The organism is Streptomyces sp. NBC_01294, from assembly GCF_035917235.1.
Taxonomy (GTDB): Bacteria; Actinomycetota; Actinomycetes; order Streptomycetales; family Streptomycetaceae; genus Streptomyces; species Streptomyces caledonius.
Map to the genome: position 1 here is coordinate 7,118,819 of NZ_CP108423.1, position 15,733 is coordinate 7,134,551.

General features: G+C 72.4%; 12 protein-coding genes. 10 read left to right on the forward strand and 2 right to left on the reverse strand.

What is annotated here, in order from left to right:
* Positions 1 to 15 precede the first annotated feature (15 nt).
* The 6 genes from lysA to OG534_RS32235 all read left to right on the forward strand — a co-directional run bounded on the left by lysA (position 16) and on the right by OG534_RS32235 (position 9,436).
* Complete coding sequence (gene lysA, locus OG534_RS32210; RefSeq protein ID WP_326592737.1) at positions 16 to 1,347, forward strand: diaminopimelate decarboxylase; 1,332 nt, start codon at positions 16 to 18, stop codon at positions 1,345 to 1,347.
* A gap of 72 nt (positions 1,348 to 1,419) precedes the next feature.
* Positions 1,420 to 2,658, forward strand: a complete 1,239-nt coding sequence (rocD, locus tag OG534_RS32215; protein WP_326592738.1) for an ornithine--oxo-acid transaminase — start codon at positions 1,420 to 1,422, stop codon at positions 2,656 to 2,658.
* 403 nt (positions 2,659 to 3,061) lie between these two features.
* Positions 3,062 to 3,301, forward strand: coding sequence for a hypothetical protein (locus OG534_RS32220; protein ID WP_326592739.1), 240 nt, complete (start codon positions 3,062 to 3,064; stop codon positions 3,299 to 3,301).
* Between the two features lie 99 nt (positions 3,302 to 3,400).
* On the forward strand, positions 3,401 to 4,207 hold the full coding sequence (locus OG534_RS32225) for an HlyD family efflux transporter periplasmic adaptor subunit (protein ID WP_326592741.1): 807 nt from the start codon (positions 3,401 to 3,403) through the stop codon (positions 4,205 to 4,207).
* Positions 4,204 to 6,486 carry an NHLP family bacteriocin export ABC transporter peptidase/permease/ATPase subunit gene (locus tag OG534_RS32230; protein WP_442807176.1) on the forward strand — a complete coding sequence of 761 codons (2,283 nt, stop codon included), beginning with the start codon at positions 4,204 to 4,206 and terminating at the stop codon, positions 6,484 to 6,486. Before OG534_RS32225 ends, OG534_RS32230 begins: the two co-directional genes overlap by 4 nt.
* Before the next feature lies 1 nt (position 6,487).
* On the forward strand, positions 6,488 to 9,436 hold the full coding sequence (locus tag OG534_RS32235; RefSeq protein WP_442807177.1) for an NHLP bacteriocin export ABC transporter permease/ATPase subunit: 2,949 nt from the start codon (positions 6,488 to 6,490) through the stop codon (positions 9,434 to 9,436).
* Positions 9,437 to 9,606: 170 nt separating this feature from the next.
* Here OG534_RS32235 and OG534_RS32240 read toward each other — a convergent pair whose 3' ends face one another.
* Together OG534_RS32240 and OG534_RS32245 are read right to left on the reverse strand one after the other, a co-directional pair.
* Positions 9,607 to 10,770, reverse strand: coding sequence for an agmatine deiminase family protein (locus OG534_RS32240; protein ID WP_326592745.1), 1,164 nt, complete (start codon positions 10,768 to 10,770; stop codon positions 9,607 to 9,609).
* Positions 10,771 to 10,951: 181 nt separating this feature from the next.
* A complete protein-coding gene (locus OG534_RS32245; RefSeq protein ID WP_326592747.1) occupies positions 10,952 to 11,551 on the reverse strand; it encodes a TetR/AcrR family transcriptional regulator in 600 nt (199 codons plus the stop codon).
* A 110-nt stretch (positions 11,552 to 11,661) separates the two neighbouring features.
* Between OG534_RS32245 and OG534_RS32250 the strand changes: the two genes are divergently transcribed.
* The 4 genes from OG534_RS32250 (at position 11,662) to OG534_RS32265 (ending at position 15,454) form a co-directional block, all read left to right on the forward strand.
* Positions 11,662 to 13,137, forward strand: coding sequence for a serine/threonine-protein kinase (locus OG534_RS32250; protein WP_326592749.1), 1,476 nt, complete (start codon positions 11,662 to 11,664; stop codon positions 13,135 to 13,137).
* 14 nt (positions 13,138 to 13,151) lie between these two features.
* Complete coding sequence (locus OG534_RS32255) at positions 13,152 to 13,439, forward strand: hypothetical protein (RefSeq protein ID WP_326592750.1); 288 nt, start codon at positions 13,152 to 13,154, stop codon at positions 13,437 to 13,439.
* A 144-nt stretch (positions 13,440 to 13,583) separates the two neighbouring features.
* Positions 13,584 to 14,747 (forward strand): agmatine deiminase family protein, encoded by a 1,164-nt coding sequence (locus OG534_RS32260; RefSeq protein WP_326592752.1) that lies wholly within the window; start codon positions 13,584 to 13,586, stop codon positions 14,745 to 14,747.
* Between the two features lie 125 nt (positions 14,748 to 14,872).
* Positions 14,873 to 15,454, forward strand: coding sequence for a TetR/AcrR family transcriptional regulator (locus OG534_RS32265; protein ID WP_326592753.1), 582 nt, complete (start codon positions 14,873 to 14,875; stop codon positions 15,452 to 15,454).
* Positions 15,455 to 15,733 lie beyond the last annotated feature (279 nt).

The window sequence follows — 15,733 nt, forward strand, 5'->3', positions numbered from 1 at the left end:
ACGGAAGCACGTTCCATGCTCATCGACCGACCAGCGGCCACCGTCGGCACCCACCTGCTCGAACTCTTCCCGGACGGCTCCCACCTGGACGAACACGGTCGGCTCAGGGTCGGTGGGTGCAGTCTCGCCGAGGTCGCCGAGCGGTTCGGCACCCCGGCCCTCGTGGTGGACGAGGCGGCTCTGCGCAGCAGGGCACGCGCCTACCGCCGCGTCCTCGACCAGCATTGGCCGAACAGCCAAGCGGTCTTCGCGTCCAAGTCCTTCCCCTGTACCGAAGTGGTCCGCACGCTGGTCGAGGAAGGCCTGGGCGTCGACATCGCGGGCGGCGGCGAACTGGTCACCGCGCTGGCAGCCGGAGCCGACCCCGAGCACATCGTCATGCACGGCAACGCCAAGACCGACGAAGAGCTCGCCATGGCCGTCGCCGCGGGCGTGGGCACCGTCGTGATCGACAACCTGCACGACCTGGACCGCCTGGAGAAGCTGGTCACGGAGGGACGCCAGGCCGTACTCCTGCGCGTCATCCCCGAGGTCGACGCCGACACCCACGCCGCCATGCAGACCGGACACCGCGGCTCCAAGTTCGGCCTGACGGGCCGCCAGGCCGCGGAGGCCGCGGCCCGCATCCGCAGCAGCTCCCGGTTGCGCCTCGACGGTCTGCACGTGCACGTCGGATCCCAGCTCATGGAGACCGGGCCGTTCCGGCACGCCGTCGAGGCCATCGCCGCCCTCCCCGGGCTCGACGGCCACCGCGTGTACGACCTCGGGGGCGGCCTGGGCGTCCGCTACACCTACTCCGACCGGCCCCCGACCATCGAGGAGTACGTCAAGACCCTCACCAACGCCGCGCGCGAACACCTGCCGCACGACGCCCGGCTGATCGTCGAACCCGGGCGGTCCCTGGTGGGGCCGACCGCCGTCACCCTCTACCGCGTGGTCACGGTCAAGCCGGGCGAGCGCCCGCTGGTCGCGGTCGACGGAGGCATGGCCGACAACCTCGAACCCATGCTGTACGGCCAGCGGTTCGAGGCCACCCTGGTGGACCGGGTCGGCGGCGGCGAGAGCTGCGACCTGGTCGGCCGCCACTGCGAGTCGGGCGACACCCTCATCCGCGACGTCCCCCTGCGCTCCCCGCACCCCGGTGACATCGTCGCCGTCCCCGCGACCGGCGCCTACTGCTACTCGCTGGCGAACAACTACAACGGCGCGCGCAGGCTCCCGGTCGTCTTCTGCCGGGACGGCCGGGCCCGGGAAGCGGTCCGCCGTGAGACGTACGCGGACCTGCTGCGCCGTGACACCCGCGAGGTCCACCCCCGCGCCCTGCCCTTCCTGCAGGCCCGCCCCTGATCACCGGGCCGCCGCTCGCCGCCTCGCCGCACCGTCGTCGCCTTGTCAGGCGCCTCACAGACCGGAGTCACCATGTCCACCACCGCCCACACGGCCGCGAGGTCCGTGACCGGCCGAGCGGTTCACGCCGCCGAAGCCCACAGTGCGCACAACTACCACCCCCTCCCGGTGGTCCTCGCCTCCGCCGAGGGAGCCTGGACCACCGACATCGAGGGCAGGCGTCACCTCGACCTGCTCGCCGGGTACTCGGCCCTGAACTTCGGCCACCGCAACCCCCGGCTGATCGCCGCGGCCAAGGCACAGCTCGACCGGATCACCCTCACCTCCCGCGCCTTCCACCACGACCGGTTCGCCGACTTCTGCGCCGGACTCGCGGACCTGTGCGGGATGGAGGCGGTCCTCCCCATGAACACCGGTGCCGAAGCCGTCGAGACCGCCGTCAAGGTCGCCCGCAAATGGGGGTACCAGGTCAAGGGCGTGGCCCCCGGCCGCGCACGGATCGTCGTCGCCGCCGGCAACTTCCACGGCCGCACCACCACGGTCGTGTCCTTCTCCTCCGACCCCGACGCCCGGGCCGACTTCGGCCCCTTCACCCCGGGCTTCGACACCGTGCCCTTCGGCGACGCCGCCGCACTGGAAGCGGCCCTCACCGACGACACCGTCGCCGTCCTGATCGAACCGGTCCAGGGCGAGGCCGGCGTACGCGTCCCTCCCCCCGGCTACCTCGCCCGCGTCCGCGAACTCACCGCCGCACGCGACGTCCTGCTCATCGCCGACGAGATCCAGTCCGGACTGGCCCGCACCGGCCGGACCTTCGCCTGCGACCACGAACAGGTCACCCCCGACATGTACCTGCTCGGCAAGGCACTCGGCGGAGGCCTCGTCCCCGTCTCCGCCGTGGTCTCCTCCCGTGCCGTGCTCGGCGTCCTGCGCCCGGGCCAGCACGGCTCCACCTTCGGAGGCAACCCCCTGGCCTGCGCCGTCGCCCTCGAAGTCATCGCCATGCTGCGCACCGGCGAGTTCCAGCAGCGGTCCGCGGACCTCGGAGCCCGGCTGCACGCCCGGCTGCACGAGATGACCGGGGCGGGACTGATCGAGGGCAGCCGCGGCCGGGGACTGTGGGCGGGCGTCGACGTCTCCCCGCGCCACGGCAGCGGCAGCGCGGTCGCGCGCCGACTCCTGGACCGCGGAGTCCTGGTGAAGGACACCCACGGCACCACCATCCGCCTGGCCCCTCCCCTGGTCATCGACGAGGAAGACCTGGACTGGGGCCTCGACCGGCTCGCAGAGGTCCTGGCGCAGCCGGTCTGAGCCGAGCGTGGCGAGTCCGTCACTCCTCGCACCTTCCTCGCGCCTTCCGGAAACCTGCACAACGTGTGCGCGATCCCGGCAGTCCGCCTCCGCCGCCCTGCGGAATGCCGGATATGCCCGATGCGATTGATGGGTGTCCGCCCCGTTTCGTTCCTTGTAAGCAGCGGGCGGCCCATATCTGTTACTCGATCCTGTGAAGAAGCCGTCACCATTCGGTGAATCAAGCTGCACGTCAGTCGTCAGAGGCGGCCATCTGTGCTTGATGAGACGTCAACGGGATTGGGTGCGCCGTCCGTTCGCGTGCTTTCATCTTGCGCATTGCCGCAGTCGGAAAGGGCAGCCGAGTTCAGGCCGCCTGGCCGCCGCAGGCAGGAATTCCTCCCCCCAATGAAAGGTGCGCGTCATGCGTAACGACCTCGAGACCCGTGAGATCGCCGACACCGAGCTGGACGCCGTCTCCGGCGGCATCATCAGCGTGTCCGGCGGCCTCGCCGGCGCCGTGACCAGCGACGTCAGCGACGTCGTGGGCGTCGTGGGCTCCCTCCACACCGTCCAGGCCGCGACCGGTCTCGTCTCCAACGTCCCCGGCCTGGTCACGGGCATCACCGGCGTTTCGGTGAACACCGGTCGCGCCGGTCTCTGATCGGGATATCCCCATGAACCCCGGAGTATCCCCCACGGCTCCGGGGTTCCTGGCTGCCCGCATGCCCGACCGGTACGAATGCAGTTGAAGGAATAGTCCGTGCAGTTTCGCCAAAAGGCTCTTTCCAAGCTGCAATCGCCCGAAGAACTCGACTTGCCCGTCGGCTTCGCGCGCCCGCAGGGGCGGCTCGTCCTGGCCGTCACGGTCATCGTCCTGGCCGCCGCGAGCTACTGGGCCTTCACCGGCACCGTGTCCTCCAAACTGAGCGCACCCGGCCTCCTCACCCAGGCCGAGGGCAGTTACGTGCTGCAGACCCCGGTCGCGGGACAGGTGACCGGAGTCCTCGCCGAGGAGGGCCAACTGCTGGACGCCGGTGCGCCCCTGCTCACCGTGCGCACGGAGCAGGGGGACCGACCCGTACGCGTGGTGACCGGCGGCCGGTTGACGGCGCTGGTGGCCAAGGTGGGTTCGGTCGTCGCCACCGGCGCGGACGTGGCGACCGTGGAACGTGTGAAGAATCCGGAGGACCCGCTGGTGGCCGTGTTGTACGTGCCGGGCGGGAGCGGCTCGGCGATCCCCGTGGGCGCCCGGGTCGACCTGAGCGTCCAGTCCGTCCCGCAGCAGCAGTTCGGCATGCTGCGCGGCCACGTCAAGGCGGTCGGCCGAGCGCCCCAGACACCGGCGCAGATCGGCGGCTTCCTCGGCGACGGCGGGCTCGCCGAACAGTTCTCCCGCCACGGCGCCCCGGTCGCCGTCGTCGTACAGCTGGAGCGGTCCTCCTCCACCACGTCCGGCTACCGGTGGTCCTCCGCGGACGGGCCCCCGTACACCGTCGACTCGAGGACGCCGGTCACCGGCGCCGTCCACCTCGCCGCGCGGCGCCCGGTCGACTGGCTGCTGCCGTGACCGCGCCGCCGCGGACCGGGGTACCGCCGCAGACCCCGCAGCTCCCTCCCGCCGGACGCAGCCGCCACCGCCCCGAGCCCAAGGGCGGCGCCCGCCGCAGATCCGCGCCCGCCCCCAGGGGCCGGACGCCCCGCCCCGTGCGCACCCCCACCGTGCTGCAGATGGAGGCCGTTGAGTGCGGCGCCGCCGCCCTGGCCATGGTGCTCGGCCACTACGGCCGCTTCGTCCCCCTCGAAGAACTGCGCATCGCCTGCGGCGTCTCCCGCGACGGCTCCCGCGCCAGCAACCTCCTCAAGGCCGCCCGCGGCTACGGGCTGAAGGCCAAGGGCATGCAGATGGACCTGGCCGCGCTCGCCGAGGTGAGCGCCCCGGCCGTCCTCTTCTGGGAGTTCAACCACTACGTCGTCTACGACGGCACGGCCCGCCGCTTCGGCCGCAGGGGCGTGTACGTCAACGACCCCGGCAAGGGCCGCCGGTTCGTCCCCATGGACGAGTTCGACACCAGCTTCACCGGTGTCGTCCTCACCTTCGAGCCCGACGACGGCTTCCGCCGGGGCGGCCGCAAGCCCGGCGTCCTCGGAGCCATGCCCGCCCGCCTGCGGGGCACTTCGGGCACCATGGCCGCCGCCGTGCTCTCCAGCCTCCTCCTGGTCGCCGTCGGCGCGACGGTGCCGGCCCTCAGCCGCACGTACATCGACATGTTCCTCATCGGGGAGCAGACGTCCCTGCTGGGCGTGCTGTTCGCGTCGATGGCCGTCACGCTCGTCCTCACCGCGGCACTCACCGCCCTGCAGCAGGCCAATCTGCTGCGCGGGCGCATCATCTCCTCCACCCTGGGCAGCGCCCGCTTCTTCCGGCACCTGCTCAGACTCCCGGTCGCCTTCTACTCCCAGCGCAACCCGGCCGACCTGGTCCAGCGCCTGCAGTCCAACGACGCGGTCGCCGAGACCCTCGCCCGGGACCTCGCCGCCGCGGGCGTGGACGCCGTGGTGGTCGTGCTCTACGCCGTACTGCTGTGGACGTACGATCCGCAGCTCACCCTCGTCGGTGTGGCCGTGGCACTGCTCAACGTCGTGGCCCTGCGCGTCGTGATCCAGCTGAGGGCCACCGGTACCCAGAAGCTGCGCGCCGAGAGCGCCCGGCTGACCAACACCTCCTACAGCGGCCTCCAGCTCATCGAGACGATGAAGGCCACGGGCGGCGAGAACGGCTTCTTCCGCCGCTGGGCCGGACAGCACGCGGTCACCCTCGACGTCCAGCAGCGGCTCGGCGTGCCCAGCGCGTGGCTGGCGATCGTCGCGCCCACGCTGGCGGCGTTCAACAGTGCGCTGATCCTGATGATCGGCGGCCTGCGGGCGGTGGAGGGACACCTCACCGTGGGTCTGCTCGTCGCCTTCCAGGCGCTGGTGACCAGCTTCACCGCGCCGATCTCCCGGCTGGGCGGCGTCGCCGGACGGATCCAGGACTTCGCGGCCGACGTCGCCCGCCTCAAGGACGTCGAACACTTTCCCGTCGCCCCTGTCTACGCGCGCCGCGAGCCCGCCGCGGGCACCCGACGCCTCAAGGGCCATGTGGATCTGGAGCACGTCACCTTCGGCTACAGCCCCCTGGACGCCCCGCTGCTCAAGGACTTCTCGCTCTCGGTCGGCCCCGGGCAGCAGGTCGCGCTCGTCGGCGGCTCGGGCAGCGGCAAGTCCACCGTCTCCCGGCTGATCTCCGGCCTGTACACCCCCTGGGAGGGGGCCATCCGCATCGACGGGATGCGGCTGGAGGACATCCCGCGCGGTGCGCTGGCCGCCTCCGTCTCCTTCGTCGACCAGGACGTCTTCCTCTTCGAAGGCACCGTCCGTGACAACGTCACGCTGTGGGACCCGTCGATCCCGGACGAGGCCGTCATCGCCGCCCTCGAGGACGCCGCCGTCCACGACGTGGTCGCGCGTCGCCCCGGAGGCATCCACAGCCGCGTCGAGCAGGACGGCCGCAACTTCTCCGGCGGCCAGCGCCAGCGCCTGGAGATCGCCCGGGCGCTGGTGCGCCGCCCCAGCGTCATGGTCCTCGACGAGGTGACCAGCGCCCTGGACGCGGTGACCGAGCAGGTCATCATCGACAACCTGCGCCGCCGGGGCTGCGCCTGCGTGGTCATCGCCCACCGGCTGAGCACGGTGCGCGACAGCGACGAGATCGTCGTCCTCGACCGGGGCACGGTCGTGGAACGCGGCCGGCACGAGCATCTGGTCGCGGTGCAGGGCGCGTACGCCGCATTGGTCAAGGAGCACTGAGGTGACGCATCCGCATCCGCACCCGTACCCGCACCACGCCACCGCCACCGCCGGTCCCGCCACCGCCGGCCGGCCGGGTGCGGCCCCGGACCCCGTCGTCGCGGCCCTGGGCGGACTGGGCTCGCCGGTCGACTGCACGGGCGTGCGCAGCCTGTCCCTGGAGGGCCCGCTCGTCCTGTGGCTCGTCGTGCACGGCGAGCTGGACCTGTTCGCCGTAGACGCCGCGCAGGCCGGGCACTGGCACTTCCTGGGCCGACTGGAGCCGGGCACCCTGCTCCTGGGCCCGGCCGAGGGCCCCGACCACACCCTGGTCGGCCGGCCCCTGCAGGGGTGCCGGCTGCGCCGCATCGAACTGCGGGAGCTGTACCGCCCGGAGTACGTCGACCAGTTCCACGGCGACCAGTTCCAAGGCAACCAGTTCCAAGGCGACCACTTCAACGGCGGGCCGTGGTACGCCGCCCCAGGGCAGTACGGCGCCGCCGCCGGACAACCGAGCCCGCTCGAGGACGCCTTCGCGCGTGGCATCGGCCGCGGGCTGCGCGTGCTCTACCAGGCCCCGCTGGACGGCAGCGCCACCCCGGGGCACGGCGGCGCCGATGACGACATCCTGTGGATGCAGGTCACCCCGGGCAGCGTGCAGTACGGCGCCGTGTACGAGACGGAGGCGGTGGGCACCCTCCTCGTCGACGCGGCGATGTGGCAGGGCATGGTCGACCAGCAGTACCGACTGCTGTACGCCCTCGACGGCTGGATCGAACAGCTCGAGCGCACGCACGAGGACCGCACGGCGGCCGGAATCGAGGCGGGCCGGGCTGCCCGTACCCAGGCGGACCGGACGCTGCTGGCGTCCATAGGCCGCTCCGGCCGGGGTCCCCACCGGAGCGGGAGCGCCGACGCGACCTTCGCCGTGTGCCGCGTGGTCGCCGACGCGGCCCGCATCACCCTGTCCGAACCGGGCGCGGCCGGCCCCACGGCCGAGCAGACGGACCCCGTCGAACGCATCGCGCTCGCCTCGCGGATCCGCACCCGCGCGGTCGGGCTCAGCGGGCGCTGGTGGCGGGAGGACACCGGTCCGCTGGTGGGCCGGCGGGAGAAGGACGGCACGCCGGTCGCCCTGCTGTGGCGGCGCGGCCGCTACGAGGCGGTCGACCCCGCCACCGGCACGCGCGAGCGCATCGGGAAGACCAACGAGGCCGCCTTCGAACCGCGCGCCGTCATGTTCTACCGCCCCCTGCCCGACGGGCGGGTGAGCCTCCCGGCGCTGCTCCGCTTCAGCGTGCGCGGCACCTTCCCGGAGCTGCGCAGCCTCCTCCTGGGCGGGCTGGCCGCGGTGGTCCTGGGCGCACTGGTGCCGATCGCCACCGGCCAGGTCCTCGGCCGGTACGTCCCACAGGCCGAGAACGGCCTGATCGTGCAGACCGGGCTGGCCCTGATCGCGACCGGCATCGTCTCGGCCGTCTTCATGCTGCTGCAGAACACCTCCCTCCTGCGCATGGAGGGCCGCATCGAGGCCACGTTGCAGCCGGCGGTGTGGGACAGGCTGCTGCGGCTGCCGACGAAGTTCTTCGCCGGCCGTTCCACCGGCGAACTGGCCGGCGCGGCGATGGGCATCAGCGCCATCCGCCGCGTCCTGTCCGGCATCGGCCCGGTCTGCGTGCAGTCGGGCGCGGTCGGCACGATGAACCTCGTCCTGCTGCTCGTCTACAGCGTGCCGCTGGCGATGGCGGCGCTCGCCATGCTGGTCGTCATCGCGGGGGTCTTCCTGGGCCTGGGGCTGTGGCAGCTGCGCTACCAGCGCCGCCTGATCAAGCTCGGCCACCGGCTCAACAACCAGGCCTTCCAGACCCTGCGCGGCCTGCCCAAGCTCCGGGTCGCCGCAGCCGAGAGCTTCGCGTACGCAGCCTGGGCCCGGGAGTTCGCCCGTACCCGCGACCTGCAGCAGCGCATCGGCCGGATACAGAACGTCATCACCGTCCTGGGCGCCGTCTATCTGCCGCTGTGCACGCTGGTGATGTTCGTGCTGCTGGCCGGACCGGCTCGCGGTGCCATGTCCGCCGGCGAGTTCCTCACCTTCAGCACCGCGCTGACGATGCTGCTGTCGTCGGTCACACAGCTGACCGGTGCGCTCATCTCGGCCGCCGCGGTGCTGCCGATGTTCGAGCAGATCAAGCCGGTGCTGCGGGAGACCCCCGAGGTGGGCCGCTCCAGTACCCGACCGGGCGAGCTGACCGGTGCCATCGAGGCCAAGAACCTGTCCTACCGCTACGGCGACGACGGTCCGCTCGTACTGGACGACGTCAACTTCCGGGTCGACCAAGGCGAGTTCGTCGCGATCGTCGGGGCCAGTGGCTGCGGAAAGTCGACACTGCTGCGGCTGCTCATCGGCTTCGACAAGCCCGCTGAAGGCAGCGTGCTGTACGACGGCCAGGACCTGGCGGCGCTCGACCGGGCGGCCGTGCGCCGCCAGTGCGGCGTCGTCCTGCAGAACGCCCAGCCCTTCACCGGCTCGATCCTCGACTGCATCTGCGGCGCCGGGACGTTCTCGCTCGAAGAGGCGTGGGAAGCCGCCGCGATGGCGGGCCTGGCGCAGGACATCAAGGCCATGCCGATGGGCATGCACACCATGCTGTCCGACGGCGGCGGCACGGTCTCGGGCGGCCAGCGCCAACGGCTGATGATCGCCCAGGCCCTGATCCGCAAGCCGCGCATCCTGTTCTTCGACGAGGCCACGAGTGCGCTGGACAACGAAGCCCAGCGCGTGGTCATCGAATCCACCCGCGCCCTGCGCGCCACCCGCGTCGTGATCGCCCACCGCCTCTCCACGATCATGGACGCCGACCGCGTGATCGCCATGTCGGACGGCCGGATCGTCCAGCAGGGCCCACCCGCCGAACTGCTGGCCGACACGAACGGCCTCTTCCACGACCTGGTCCGCCGCCAACTGCGCTGACGGGGCGCGCACACCACTGTCACCGTCATCGCCACCGCGGTTGCGGTCCCGGTCCCGGTCGCGGTCGCGGTCGGGAGCGTGACGACGTGGTCACGAGGGGCCGCCTCGACGTCCACCCGGTCGGCATCGGCCCGGCCCGCGGTGTACACGGTGTGACGCGGCGTGGGCGATCAGGCGGCCGGCTTGCCGGGCTGGTCGTGGGTCGAGCAGTGGATGCCGCCGCCTCCCGAGGCGATCGTGTCGATCACGACCGGCACGATGTCCCGCTTCGGGAAGTGCTCCTGCAGGATGGCGCGGGCCCGGTCGTCGGCCTTGCGGTCCCCGAACCTGGGCATGAAGACGGCATCGTTGGCGATGTAGAAGTTGGCGTAGGTCGACACGAAGTCGTCGCCCTCGCCCGTGATCCTGTTCAGGTCGGGCTGCGGCAGATCGATGACCTCGAAGCGCCGGCCGCGGGCGTCCGTCGTCTGCGACAGGACGGACTTCGCCTGGTCGGCGGAGCGCGACCAGGAGTCCGGCGGGGTACCGGGGTGTGCGCGGTCCAGCAGGACCACACCGGGTGCGGTGAAGCGAACGAGGCTGTCCACGTGGGCGTCCGTGATGTCCTCGCCGCGTACGCCGGCCAGCCACACCACCTTCTCGACACCCAGGGTCTGCTTGAGCTCCGCCTCGATCGTGTCCCGGCTCTTGCCCCGGTTGCGGTTGTCGTTGACGATCGAGCTCTCGGTGATCAGCAGGGTGCCCTCGCCGTCGGGCTCGAAGGATCCGCCCTCCGCGACCAGCGGAGCCTGGATCCGGGGGATCCCGTACTTCTGGAGCAGGGTGCGGCCGACCACCCCGTCGTTCTTGTGCTCCTGCTTGTTGCCCCAGCCGTTGAAGTTGAAGTCGACCCCGACGACCTTGCCGTCCTGCTCGACGAAGACGGGGACGGTGTCGCGGGCCCAGAGGTCGTCGACGGCCAGCGGGATCACCTCGACCTGCGAGCCGCACGCCCGCTGCGCCGCGTCCGCCTGGTCGGGCCGGGCCATCATGACGACCGCCTCGTACTCCCCGACGGCCCGCGCGATCCGCGCGATGTCCTCGCGTACGTAGGGCAGGTCTCCCTCCCAGACCGACGACAGCGCCGGCCAGGACATGAACGTACGGGTGTGGCTCTCCCACTCGGCGCCCAGCCGGCGCTTGCCGCCCGCGGTGGCGGGCTGGGAGGGCGCGCCGGTGGCACCGGCCGGTGCTCCGGCGTCGGAGGGTCCGCAGGCCGAGGAGCCGAGGACGGCCGCGCCGATTCCGGCGAGGGTGCGAAGGACGGTCCGACGCGTGGGGGGAGTGAAGGACACGGAGACTCCGATCGTGGACTGGCGGAAGGGATGCATGCGGCCAGGGCGGGCGCGACGGTGGCGATAGGCCGACAAACCGGTCCTTACGGACAAGGGTGCGCACTCCGCACCGCGAACGGCCGGTATGCGCGAAAAGCGATGCGGCCAGGTGTCGCCACTCTGACACTGACTGGAATTTCAGTCAATCCGCAACTGATGGGAAACCGAGTCGGCTCAATTCCACTCCGATCGCCTCGCGCATCAGGACGTGGGCGTGCTTCAGGGAGAGCAGTCCGCTGAGCCAGCGGACGCTGAGCCCTTCCAGCAGGGCGGTCAGCCGCTCTGCGGCGGCCGTGACGGCGGCGTGCGGCGCGGCGGGGCAGAGCTCGGCGAGGGGGGCTGCGACTTCCGCCACCCAGGCGGCACCCGCCGCGGCCAGGTCGTCCCGCAGTTCGGGATCGAAGACCGTGTGGGCCCGGAGTTCTCCCCAGGCCGTGCTGTTCTCGCGCACCTCGGGGAGGTCCTGGAACTCCCTCAGCAGGGTCTGCTCCAGGAGCCGGCGCGGATCCGAGGGGCGGGCCTCGGCCTCGCTCCCCGACGCCGCGGTGTAGCGGTCCGCCCGGTCCCCGATGAAGGCCAGGGCGTGCCGCAGGATGCCCGGCCGACCCTCGAAGTGGTAGTAGACCAGGGCGGTGGACACGCCGGCCTCGGCCGCCAGGTCCGCCACCCGCAGTCCTCGGACGCCCTGACGTGCGATGACGCGTGCGGCGCCCTCGAGGATGGCCCGTCTGCGGTCGGTCACTGTGTGATCCCTCCTGCCGTGTGCGTCTCGCATTGTCACACATTGACTGAAAATTTAGTTAGCGGCACGATGCGCCCAGGTCCTCGCCGCATCGTTGAAAGAGCAACCGCATGTCCGAGCAGCTCCCCGGCATACAGCCCACCACCACGGCGCTGTCCGCCGACGACCCCCACGGGATCGGTGGCTACCGCCTCCACGCTCGTCTCGGCTCCGGCGGCATGGGAGTGGTCTACCTGGCGTACACGCCCGGTGGCCGCCCCGTCGCCCTGAAGGCCGTCCGCAGGGAATTCGCCGCGGATCCCGAGTTCCGCGAACGCTTCGCCCAGGAGGTGGCCAGCGCCCGCCGGATCCACGGCCTGTTCACCGCCCAGGTGGTCGACTCCGGCGTCGACCACCGCACCCCTTGGCTCGCCACCGCCTACGTGCCCGGCCCCTCGCTGCACGAGGTGGTGCGGCGGCACGGACCCCTGCCGGTGCGCACCGTCCTGCTGCTCGTCGCGGGCATCGCGGAGGCGCTCCAGGCCATCCACCGGGCGGGCGTCGTCCACCGGGACCTCAAGCCGGCCAACGTGCTGGTCGCGGGGGACGGGCCCCGGGTGATCGACTTCGGCATCGCGCGCGCCGCCGACGCCGCGGCGCTCACCGGCACGGGCCTGCGGATCGGCACCGCGGCCTTCATGGCGCCCGAACAGGCGCTGGGCCTCCAGGTGACGCCGGCCACCGACGTCTTCGCGCTCGGCACGCTGGCCGCCTACGTGGCGGGCGGCGCGACGCCCTTCGGGAACGGGTCGGAGTCCACGGCCCTGTACCGGATCGTCCACGAGCGTCCCGACCTCACCCACGTACCCCGTGACCTGCACGGACTCATCTCATGGTGTCTGGCCAAACGCCCCGAGGACCGCCCTGCGACCGCCGAGCTGATCGCGTCCGTGCACGCGCACCCCGTGGTGGGCTCCCGGCCGGAGTTCACCGACGGCTGGCTGCCCAGCCCGGTCCGGGACGAGGTCGGAGGCCGGGACGGCGCCGCCCGGCCCGCCGCGGCGTACCTCCGCGCGACCGGCGCGGCGTCCGCGCACCCGGGCCCGGCCGCCGGAATCCCGGCGGCACCGCCCGCCCCCGCGCCTGCCGGGGTCGATTCCTGCGCCCCGACGGCCGCGGCCGCGTACCGGGATCCGGCCCCGGCGGCGCCCGTTCCCGCCCCGGCCAGGTCCGCCCCGGCTCCTGCGCAGGGCCCGGTCCCGCCCCCCACACACAGGTCGCCCCACCAGTACCGGTACCGGCACCCGCGCCGGTCTCCGCGCCCGTCCCCGCCGCCTCGGTGCCGGTGGAGGCCGCTGCCCCGGGGTCCGGTCACCGTGCGTCCCGGCACGGGCGGCGGCGCCTGCCCGCGGTGGCCCTGGCCGTGGTCGCCACCCTGCTGGCCTGCGCCGGAGCCGTGTACTACCTCGACGATCCCGACGGGGAGGGGGCGGGCCCCGACGCCGGTCCCGCCGCCCGATCGGCGCCGCCCACGGCCCCCGCCTTCCTGCCCGGCTACGCGAACGCCGAGCTCACCGCCCCCGATTCCGGCTACGAGTTCGATCTGAAGGCGGGGAAGGTGGTGGCCGCGGAGACGGCCACCTGGTACCTGGCGCGCGACGGTCAGGCGTTCGTGCCGTCCGAGGAGTCGGACGCCTTCGTCGCCGACGGCGGGGAGCTGACCGCGGCCGATTGCGTGCACGGCATCGAGACGCGACCGGCCGCCGCCCTGCCGTTCGGTGGGCTCGCCAAGGCGCGGCCGTTCTGCGTGAGCAGTCCGGACCGGAGCGAGATCGCGATCGTCCGACTGGTCGAGGCCGCGGCCGACGGATCGGTCACGATCACCGTGGACCAGTACCGCCGGAGCTGAATTCCCTGGCTATGGCCGGGCCCGGTCCCGGCGTCCCGGGTAGGCGACGCCGCGCCGTGGAGCCGGTCGTCTTGACTGAATTTTCAGTTAACGCAAAGATGCCGAGTCATCCCGCCCGTTCACCCCTCAGGGAGACCCATGGACATGCCCAGCACCACCCGCCGTCGGCTGCTCCGGTTCGGGGCGGCGGCGCTGCCGCTCGCCGCCCTCGGGCCGGCCTTCCCCGCCACCGCGCAGGCGGACGCCACCCGCGAGACCGGCGCCGCAGCCCTGCGGATGCCCGCGGAGACCGGCCGCCACCTCCGTACCTACATGGCCTGGCCCGCCCTCTCCTCCGTCTGGGACAGCAAGCTCGACGCGGTGCGCGGAGACATCGCCGACGTCGCGTACGAGATATCGCGCTTCGAGCCGGTCGTGGTGCTCGCGCGCCCCGGTCAGGCCGCCGAGGCCCGCCACCGCTGCGGGCGCGGCGCCCACCACGCCATCGACGTCATCGAGATCGCCAACGACGACCTGTGGATCCGCGACTTCGGCCCCACTTTCGTGGTGGGCCCGGGAGCCGTCGCGGGCGTGGACACCCACTTCAACGGCTGGGGCAAGACGGGCACGCCGTACGCCCAGCCCTTCGCCAACGACGCCGCGGCGGCCGCCGTCCTCCTCGACGAGTACCAGGTGCGCCGGATCCCGGCGGGATTCGTCGGTGAGGGCGGCTCGCTGGAGGCCGACGGCGAGGGAACGCTGCTGGCCACGATCAGCTCGCTGGTGAACGCCAACCGCAACCCGGGCATGAGCCAGGACCAGGTCGAGCAGGCCGTGAAGGCGGCGCTCGGCATCGACAAGGTCATCTGGGTGCCCGGTCTGGCAGGTCAGGACATCACCGACTGCCACATCGACTGCCTGGCCCGCTTCACGGCTCCGGGGCGGGTCATCCTGGACAAGCCCGGAGCCGGCGCGGACCGGAAGTGGGTCGCCGTCTACGAGGAGACGAAGCGGGCCCTGGAGAGCGCCACCGACGCCCGTGGCCGCAGTCTCGCCATCACGGAACTGCCCGGCCCCGACCGCCGCAGCATCCGCGGCGGCGGAGCGGAGTTCCTGGCCTCCTACACCAACTACTTCACCGCCAACGGCGCGGTCATCGCCCCGCAGTTCGGCGACGGCCCCGCCGACGCTCTGGCCCGTGCGATCCTGCAGGCCGCCTATCCCGGCCACCGCCTGGTCCAGGTGGGCATCGACAACATCGCGGCCGGTGGCGGCGGCATCCACTGCGCCACGCAGTCGCACCCGGCCGCCACCCCGCCGGAGGTGTGATGTCCACCGGGCCCCGGCAGCGGGAGCGAACCGCGGCCGGTGGGCGATCGGCGCCCGCAGGGGCCCGTACGTCCGGTGACGGGTCGCCCGCACCCCCTCCGGAACGCCCCGGTAAGGTGCGGGCCATGGCGTCTCGCAGCACTCAGATCCTCGAAGCGGCCGCCCGGGTGATCGCCCGGCGCGGCGTCCGCGGGCTGCGCGTGGAAGAACTCGCGGCCGAGGCCGGCGTCTCCACCGCCTTGATCTACTACCACTTCAAGGACCGTACGGGGGTCCTGCGCCAGACCCTCGAATTCATCAACGACCGCGCCGAGCGCTACACCACGGACCGGGACCCGGACGATCCGCCGCTCACCCCCCGGGAGGAGCTGGAGGAAACGCTCCTGCTGGAGCTCCAGGACACCGTGGAGGTACGGGAGAACAGCTCGGCCTGGGGTGAACTGCGGGCGAGCGCCGTCTTCGACGAGGTGCTGCGCGAGGATCTCGCCAGGGCCGCCCTGGTATGGGTCCAGGAGGTCGCCGCGCTGCTGGGCCAGGTCCAGCCGATGGCGCCGGCCTCGTCGCTGGCCGCCGCGGCCGAACGGCTCACCGCCCTGCTGGAAGGGCTCAGCATGCGCTGGCTCAGCGGTGGCACCGGAATCGGTCACGCGCGGGAGCTGATGCGCGGCGCGATCGACGCCGAATTGGCCGGGCTCCAGCAGCACTGACACGGGCGTTCCCGGACGCTGATCGACCCCGCACGGCCCTGTCCTTCCGTGGGACGGCACGTTTCGCCGCCCCATCTATTGACTGAATTTTTAGTCAATGCCAGAGTGAGGGCGCGAGCCGGCCGCGGCACTGCGGGGCCCGTAGGGCCCGCCCCGCGGACCCGGCCCCGTCCCCGGGGCCGCGCCCCCGGATCGCTCTCGTTCCTCGTCTTCTTCGCCGCGCGCACAAAGCCCCCACCTCGCGGTCCGTGCGCCGCGCCCACGCACCCCCGACGGCGG